Source organism: Streptomyces sp. NPDC041124 (assembly GCF_055592385.1).
Window position 1 is genome coordinate 236,532 of sequence record NZ_JBVIYR010000001.1, and the last position, 8,029, is coordinate 244,560.

Annotated in this window: 8 protein-coding genes; 5 read left to right on the forward strand and 3 right to left on the reverse strand. The window is 72.8% G+C overall.

From position 1 onward, the window contains the following. Positions 1–10: 10 nt before the first annotated feature. Together ACZ6A9_RS01110 and ACZ6A9_RS01115 are read right to left on the reverse strand one after the other, a co-directional pair. Positions 11–1,654 (reverse strand): DUF3152 domain-containing protein, encoded by a 1,644-nt coding sequence (locus ACZ6A9_RS01110; protein ID WP_468976101.1) that lies wholly within the window; start codon positions 1,652–1,654, stop codon positions 11–13. Between the two features lie 8 nt (positions 1,655–1,662). Beyond that, entirely contained in the window at positions 1,663–2,718 is a 1,056-nt protein-coding gene (locus tag ACZ6A9_RS01115) for an alpha/beta fold hydrolase (protein WP_468976103.1), read from the reverse strand. 262 nt (positions 2,719–2,980) lie between these two features. Between ACZ6A9_RS01115 and ACZ6A9_RS01120 the strand changes: the two genes are divergently transcribed. The 4 genes from ACZ6A9_RS01120 to ACZ6A9_RS01135 all read left to right on the forward strand — a co-directional run bounded on the left by ACZ6A9_RS01120 (position 2,981) and on the right by ACZ6A9_RS01135 (position 4,861). Beyond that, on the forward strand, positions 2,981–3,208 hold the full coding sequence (locus tag ACZ6A9_RS01120; RefSeq protein WP_468976106.1) for a hypothetical protein: 228 nt from the start codon (positions 2,981–2,983) through the stop codon (positions 3,206–3,208). Positions 3,209–3,405: 197 nt separating this feature from the next. Beyond that, on the forward strand, positions 3,406–4,050 hold the full coding sequence (locus ACZ6A9_RS01125; protein ID WP_468976108.1) for a TetR/AcrR family transcriptional regulator: 645 nt from the start codon (positions 3,406–3,408) through the stop codon (positions 4,048–4,050). A 141-nt stretch (positions 4,051–4,191) separates the two neighbouring features. After that, positions 4,192–4,419 carry a DUF3107 domain-containing protein gene (locus tag ACZ6A9_RS01130; RefSeq protein WP_019522837.1) on the forward strand — a complete coding sequence of 76 codons (228 nt, stop codon included), beginning with the start codon at positions 4,192–4,194 and terminating at the stop codon, positions 4,417–4,419. 172 nt (positions 4,420–4,591) lie between these two features. Next, the gene (locus tag ACZ6A9_RS01135) at positions 4,592–4,861 is read left to right on the forward strand and encodes a hypothetical protein (RefSeq protein WP_468976111.1); all 270 of its coding nucleotides are present in this window, start codon (positions 4,592–4,594) and stop codon (positions 4,859–4,861) included. Between the two features lie 58 nt (positions 4,862–4,919). On the opposite strand, the gene ACZ6A9_RS01140 is transcribed toward ACZ6A9_RS01135, so the two are convergent. Continuing rightward, entirely contained in the window at positions 4,920–5,675 is a 756-nt protein-coding gene (locus ACZ6A9_RS01140; protein ID WP_468976113.1) for a ferritin-like fold-containing protein, read from the reverse strand. 480 nt (positions 5,676–6,155) lie between these two features. Between ACZ6A9_RS01140 and ACZ6A9_RS01145 the strand changes: the two genes are divergently transcribed. Then, a partial coding sequence (locus ACZ6A9_RS01145; protein WP_468976116.1) for a DEAD/DEAH box helicase occupies positions 6,156–8,029 on the forward strand: 1,874 nt, incomplete at its 3' end.

Consider the following 8,029-nt stretch of genomic DNA (forward strand, 5'->3'; position numbering starts at 1 on the left):
CAGAGGATGATCAGGCGTTGGGGTAGGCCCAGGGGTTGGGGCGGCAGCTGATCCCGTCGTGGTCGAGGAACTTGGTCTGCTGCTGCATCACCGGGGCGAGGTCGCCGTCCTTGTCGCAGGTGACGTGGTTGTAGCCGAGACGGTGGCCGATCTCGTGGTTGATCAGCATCTGGCGGTAGGCGTGGATGTCGTCGCCGTAGGTCTCGGACCCCTGCGCCCACCGGAACGCGTTGATCATCACGCGGTCGGTGGCCGCGGAGTCGCAGGAGACGTTGTCCTCGGTCGTGTCCAGGCCCGACCTGGCACACCACTCGGCGGTCGTCCGGGGACTGGCGAGGGTGATCACCCAGTCGACGCGGCCGGAGTGGACGCGCTCGAAGGTGCGGGCGCCGTTGTGCGCCCAACTGCGGTCGTCGTTGAGCGTCTTGTGCACGGCGTCGGCGAAGAGTTCACCGTCGAGGCCGAGCCCCTGCTCCACGTCCACGCGGTAGGTGATCTTCTCTCCCCTGCCGGGCGCCTTGTCGATGCCGGGGATCGCGTCGAACTTCCCGCTGCCCGCGCCCGTCGCGGCCAGCGGGTACGTCCTGTCCATCTTCTGCTCGTACGTCAGCGGCTCGGCGGAGGGCACGGCGGGCGTTTGCCGCTCGTCACCGCGCGAGGCGGAACCCTGTACGTCACGGGTCTGTTCGCCGGCGGACCGGGCCTGTGCCCCGGCGGCGTCCTGCTCCTCGGTGACCTGGCCGGCCACGACGACCGCCAGCACGGTGGTGACGGCGGCGGCCGCGATTCCCGTGAACGCGCGCCCCTTGCCCCCCTTGGTCTGCGCGGGCTCACCGGCCGGCGGCTCCCGACCGTCGTCCGCGCCGGCGGCCGGGACGCCGTCCCGGTCGGTGACGGTGGCGCGGCGGCCTGCGGAGTGCGCGGGGTCCGACGGGCGGGGAGCGGGGAGGGTCGTGCGCGGGGTGAAGAGGTCGACGTCCTCGCCGAAGGCGTCCACGTAGTCCTGGCGCGGGCCGTGCGGGCCCGGCGGGTCCTCCTGGGGCGCCCGCCGCTGTCTCGGGAGGGGTACACCCGGCCCGGCGGCCGGTGTGCCGTACCCGGTCCCGTCCGTCGTCCGGCCGTGCAACGTCCCCCAGCCGCCCCCGGGTTCCCGCTGTTCGGGATGCCCACCGCGGGCCCGGGGAACACCGTGGGCGGGAGTGCCGTCGGGCAGCAGCGGCATCCCGCGCGCGGGCGTGCCGTCGGGCAGCCCCGGAACGCTCTGAGGCGGGGTCCCGTCGGTGAACCGCGGCATCCCGCGCGCCGGGGTTCCGTCCGGCAGGCGGGGGAAGCCGTGCGCCGGTGTGCCCTGCGGGACCCATCCGTCCGGCAGGCGCGGCACGCCGTGGGCCGGCGTCCCGTCCGGGAAGCGCGATACGTCCTCGGCCGGGGTGCCGTACGGGGTTCCGTACCCCGGGGACCCGCCCGCGGCCGGCCGCCCCGGCGGCGGCTGGAGCGGTCCCTGGGCCGGCGGGGCCGCGGTCGTCCGGCGCCGGGCGGCGCGGGTGTCCCGGCGGCCTTCGCCGCCGTCCCGGCCCTCGCGGGCCGTGCGTGCCGCGGCGGTGTCCGCGGCGTCGCCCTTGGGGGCGGGCCCACGACGGCTGTGGCGTCCCACGTCGCGCCTCAGCCCCTCTTGTCGTCTGCGGTGGAACCGCCACCGGTGTCGGCGGGCGGCCCCGGAGCGCCCTCGGCCCCCGGCTGCCCAGTATCCCCCTCATCGGCAGGATCCGTTGCCTGCATGAGGAGTTCGCGGAAGGCGAGCGCCACGGCCTCGGGGTATTCCATCATCGCCACGTGTCCCGCGTCCGGGAGGGTCACCAGCCGGGAGTCGCGGAAGGCGCGCGCCGCGCGCTGCGCCATCCGGAACCCCACGAGCTGATCCCGGCCGCCGTAGACGAGCAGCGTCGGCGCGAGCACCCGCTCGGCCTGGCGCCACAGTCCTTGCTGGCCACCGAGCGTGTACGCGTTGACGAGTCCGCGCGCGGAGCGCGCCATCGCGTCCCAGAAGTACGGCAGCCGCAGCCGCCGCTCCATCTCGTGCACGGCGTTGCGGAACCCTTCCGGCGATACCCGCGCGGGGTCCCCGTAACAGAGTTTCAGCACCCCGCGGACCCGCTGTTCCGCCGTCCACTCCCGTGTGATGCGGGTGAACAGCAGTGCGATCCCGGGCAGCGCCAGCAGTCCCGTGGGGACGGCGGTGCGCTGCACCCGCAGCTCCGGCAGGGCCGGCGACACGAGGGTGAGGGTGCGGACCAGATCGGGGCGCACGGCGGCGACCCGGGTGGCGACCGCGCCGCCCAGCGAGTTGCCGAAGAGGTGCACCGGGCCCCGGCCCGCGGACTCGAGGTAACGGATCACCGCGCGGGCGTGCGCGGTGAGGGAGTAGTCGCCGTCGTCCGGCGGTGGGGAGTTGCCGAAGCCGGGGAGGTCCACGGCCTCGCTGTCGACGACGTCGTGCAGCAGGGGCATGAGGGCCGACCAGTTCAGCGAGGAGCCGCCCAGTCCGTGGACGTAGAGCGCCGGGGGCAGGCCTTCCCGCGCGGGCGGCCTCGACCGCAGCGAGAGCGTGACGCCGGGCAGTTCCACCGACCTGATCCGCTCGCCGTCGGCGACCCTGACGTCCGCGACCTCGGGCACCACGTTGGCGGGCGGCACGGACGGCAGCTCGGGCGAAGACATGCGGCAATGTTACGAGACGATCACGTATTGGCTCACGTGTTCGGCGTCACAGAATGCTCCGGCCCGGCGTGCGCACTCGGGCTCACCGGCGCGCGTAGCCCGACTCAGCGCGTGCGCACGCCGGACCCAGCGCGTGCGCTCCCTGTCACGTCCCGGTCGCGGATCGCATGGCGTCCGGATCGGGTGTCTCCTAGGCTCGGGAAGAGGGCACCCGTTTGTGGCCCCTGCATCCCCAGGGACATGCGTAGGAAGGGAGCCCAGCATGACCGTAGACCCGACCGACCCCGAGACGTTCGCGGAGGACCAGGAGCTGTCCGAGGGCCAGGAGTACGACGTCGAGGCGCCCGAGGTGGACGCGGCGGAGCAGCAGGCGGAGGTCGCGCCGGACCGCGACGACCCGCTGACCGACGTCGATCCGGACACCGGCAGCGAGGCCGACCTGGTGGAACAGGCCCGGGTCGTCTCCCTCGACGAGGACGACTACCGGTGAGGAGCTCGCCCGTCACCATGCCGTCGAGCGACGAGGGGCCCACTCTTGCCCGCTCTGACTGCTTTTGAAACCGTCGGTACGGCTTTCGCCTCCGTCCGGTCCGTGAAATTCTGCACTCTCACCGCGCACTCCACGGTTACCGAAAAGTACGATGGCGGCGCGGCTCACTCCGCACAGGGACGACATTGGGAGGCGGCGTGACAGCCATCGAGCAGACGGACGCGGTACGCCCGAGGGGTACACGCCTGCCGCGCCGTGCCCGGCGGAACCAGTTGCTGGGCGCCGCCCAGGAGGTTTTCGTCGCGCAGGGCTACCACGCGGCGGCCATGGACGACATCGCCGAGCGCGCCGGTGTCAGCAAGCCGGTGCTGTACCAGCACTTCCCCGGCAAGCTCGACCTCTATCTGGCGCTGCTTGACCAGCACTGCGAGGCGCTGATCCAGTCGGTGCGCCAGGCGCTGGCGTCGACGACGGACAACAAGCAGCGGGTCCGGGCGACCATGGACGCCTACTTCGCGTACGTGGAGGACGACGGCGGCGCGTTCCGTCTGGTGTTCGAGTCGGACCTGACGAACGAGCCCGCCGTGCGCGAGCGCGTCGACAAGGTGACCAACGAGTGCGCGGAGGCGATCTGCGACGTCATCGCCGAGGACACCGGGCTGTCGCGGGCGGAGTCGATGCTGCTGGCCTCGGGGCTGGGCGGGCTCGCCCAGGTGGTGGCGCGGTCCTGGCTGCACAGCGACCGCAGTGTTCCGCGCGACCAGGCGGTGCAGCTGCTGACCTCGCTGGCCTGGCGGGGCATCGCCGGCTTCCCCCTGCACGGCACCGACCAGCAGCTGTGACGGCGCCGCGGGCGTTTGTTCCCGCGGACTGTTCGCTCCTGGCGTGGCCGGGCGCGGCATGTACGTCCCCTCACCGGGCTAATGTGTGCTGGTACGGCGCGGAAGGTCGCGCACTTCACTGACCGTCGGAGGGACATAGCCGTGGAGGTCAAGATCGGCGTGCAGCACGCGCCCCGCGAGATCGTTCTGGAGAGCGGTCAGAGCGCCGAGGAGGTCGAGCGTGTGGTGGCCGAGGCGCTGGCCGGCAAGTCGCAGCTGCTGAGCCTCGTGGACGAGCACGGCCGCAAGATCCTGGTCCCGGCCGACCGTCTCGCGTACGTCGAGATCGGCGAGCCGGCCCCGCGCAAGGTGGGCTTCGGCGCGCTGTAGGCGAGACCGGAAGCAGTGCGAAGGGCCCGGCGGTCGCGAACCGCCGGGCCCTTCGGCGTTCCCCGCGACGACAGCTCGGGTCACCCGCAGGGGTGGATTGGATTCCGCAGGTCAGGGGTAGGACGGGCTAGGACCGATACGAGCAGGCCGGCCATGTGGGAGGGACCCCAGCATGCTCTTGGAAGCGCTCAGCTCCGCGATTCTCGGCCTGACCCTGGCGTGGGCGGCGTGTCACCGCCTGTCGCACCGCCTCCCCGCCCCCGCCCTGGTCCTGCCGACCGGTGTGGCCGGAGCGCTGTCCGGCGCCTTCGTCATGAACACCGCACTGGACGCCGGAAACTTCCTGACGATACTGCTCGGTGCGGTGATCGTGTCCGTGGCGTCGCTGTCGCTGCTGCTGCGCCCCGCGGGAAGACTGCGCCGCCGATCGGCGACCGCCTGACCGGCCGCCGTCGGTGGCGCCGGGGGTGATCCGGACACCGCGCGAGTCGGGAGGGCCCTCAGGCCGCCAGTCCCAGGGCAGCCATCCGCTTGGTGTGCGCCTCGGTGATCCGGGAGAACATCCTGCCCACCTCGGCGAGGTCGAAGCCGTCCGCCACACCGCCCACCAGCATCGTCGACAGGGCGTCCCGGTCCGCGACCACCCGCTGGGACTGCGAGAGCGCCTCGCCCATCAGCCGCCGCGCCCAGAGCGCGAGCCGCCCGCCGACGCGCGGGTCCGCGTCGATCGCCGCGCGCACCTTCTCCACGGCGAAGCCGCCGTGCCCCGTGTCGTCGAGCACGGCCAGCACCAGGGCGCGGCTGTCGGAGTCCAGCCGGGCCGCGACCTCCCGGTAGAAGTCACTGGCGATGGAGTCGCCGACATAGGCCTTGACCAGGCCCTCCAGCCAGTCGGAGGGGGCCGTCTGCTTGTGGAAACCGTCGTAGGCGGCGACGAAGGGCTCCATGGCGAGCGTCGGTTCCTCACCGATCTCGGCGAGCCGGTCGCGCAGCCGCTCGAAGTGGTGGAACTCGGCCGAGGCCATCTTCGCCAGCTCCGCCTTGTCCGCCAGGGTGGGCGCCAGCTTGGCGTCCTCCGCGAGCCGCTCGAACGCCGCCAGTTCGCCGTAGGCGAGCGCGCCGAGCAGATCCACGACGGCTGCACGGTACTGGGGGTCGGCGGAGGCGGCCGCCCAGTCCAGGGCGGCGACGCCGGTTTCTCCGGCGGTGGTGTCGGGGGTGTCCGCGGCGTTGTCAGGCTTGTCAGAGCTCGTCATAAAGCGCACAATAGCCCGCTTGCCCCACCCCGTAAGGACCTCGCCGATCAGTGTGACGACGACTACGTGACCACATCGGCCGTGGCGTGTGCGCGAATCCGGGGTATGGTGGTAAGGCGCCTGCTGAGCACTCTGACGTACTCGACGGGCCGCATGTATGAGGATGCCCGGTCGGAGGCCCGATCGGCTCCGACCCGACAGCCTTCTCGGTCGTACGGCACAGTGCGTACGGAATCCGGAGGGACACCTCAGCGGTACGAACGCTCGAGCGTCGGCAGTGGTCCCGTGTCCTATCGGCCCCGCCCCTGAGGCAGCCGACGTCCCCGGCACGGTCCCTACACGACCCCCGCGCTCGCCTCGCACCGCGCACACAGAAGAGGCAGCATCCTGACTACGACGTTCCGAGAGCTCGGAATCCTTCCCGAGACGGCCGAGGCCCTGGAGGCCGTCGGCATCACGACTCCCTTCCCCATCCAGGAGATGACGCTCCCCGTGGCCCTGACGGGCACGGACGTCATCGGCCAGGCCAAGACCGGCACCGGCAAGACGCTGGGCTTCGGCCTCCCGCTCCTCGAGCGCGTCACCGTCCCCGCGGACGTGGAGGCCGGCCGGGCGCGGCCCGAGGACCTCACCGACACCCCGCAGGCGCTGGTCGTCGTTCCCACCCGCGAGCTGTGCACGCAGGTCACGAACGACCTGCTGACCGCCGGCAAGGTGCGCAACGTGCGCGTCACGGCGATCTACGGCGGCCGCGCCTACGAGCCCCAGGTCGAGGCCCTGAAGAAGGGCGTCGACGTGATCGTCGGCACCCCGGGCCGGCTGCTCGACCTCGCGGGCCAGAAGAAGCTGAACCTGAAGGACGTGAGGGCGCTCGTCCTCGACGAGGCCGACGAGATGCTCGACCTGGGCTTCCTGCCCGACGTCGAGAAGATCATCAACATGCTTCCGGCGAAGCGCCAGACCATGCTGTTCTCGGCCACCATGCCGGGCGCGGTGATCGGCCTGGCCCGGCGCTACATGTCGCAGCCCACGCACATCCGCGCCACGACGCCGGACGACGAGGGCGCGACGGTCGCGAACACGACGCAGTTCGTCTACCGCGCCCACAACATGGACAAGCCCGAGATGGTCGCGCGGATACTGCAGGCCGACGGCCGTGGCCTGGTCATGGTCTTCTGCCGCACCAAGCGCACCGCCGCCGACCTCGCCGACCAGCTCAAGCAGCGCGGCTTCGCCTCCGGCGCGGTCCACGGCGACCTCGGCCAGGGTGCCCGTGAGCAGGCGCTGCGCGCGTTCCGCAACGGCAAGGTGGACGTGCTGGTCTGCACCGACGTCGCCGCCCGCGGCATCGACGTCGAGGGCGTCACGCACGTCATCAACTACCAGTCCCCCGAGGAAGAGAAGACGTATCTGCACCGCATCGGCCGCACCGGCCGTGCGGGGGCGAAGGGTACGGCGATCACGCTGGTCGACTGGGACGACATCCCGCGCTGGCAGCTGATCAACAAGGCGCTGGACCTGGGCTTCAGCGACCCGCCGGAGACGTACTCCACCTCGCCGCACCTGTTCACGGACCTGGGCATCCCCGCGGGCACCAAGGGCGTCCTGCCGCGCTCGGAGCGGACGCGTGCCGGGCTGGACGCGGAGGAGCTGGAGGACCTGGGCGAGCCGGGCGGCCGCGCACCGCGCGGGCGCGGTGGCCGGGACGGCGGTCGAGGTGGCCGGGACGCACACGGCGGCTCGCGTTCCGAGGAGCGGGAGAGCTCCACGCGGACGCCGCGGCGCCGCCGCCGCACGCGGGGCGGCACGCCGCTGGACGAAGCCGCTCAGCAGCAGTCGGGCCCGGTCACCGAGGACTCCGGCGAGGCGGAGGCCGGCACGGCCGCACGCACCCCGCGCCGTCGTCGCCGCACGCGCGGCGGTGCCGCGTCGGGGACGCCTTCGGTGGCCACGGCGAGCCCGGTGGAGCCCGTGGAGGCGGCGGAGTCCGCCGTCGACACGGCCGAGGGCACGGTGGACGCCGCCGAGGCCCCCGCGAAGCCGCGCCGCCGCCGTACCCGTCGGTCCGCGGAGCCGGAAGCGGTGGAGAGGGTGACCTCCGTCGCCCCGTCCCCGGTCGAGGAGGCCGCGGTGGCCGTCGAGACCCCGGTCGCCACGGAGCCCGAGGTCCCGGCCGCGGAGTCGAGCCGCCGCACCCGCAGGACGGCGGCCACGGCCGAGGCCACGGCCGACACCGCCGAGGCGAACGCCGAGCCGGTCGAGGCCGCGGAAACCAAGCCGCGCCGCACCCGCAAGACGGCGGCGAAGGCCGAAACGGTGCTCGACACCGCCGAGGCGAACGCCGAGCCGGTCGG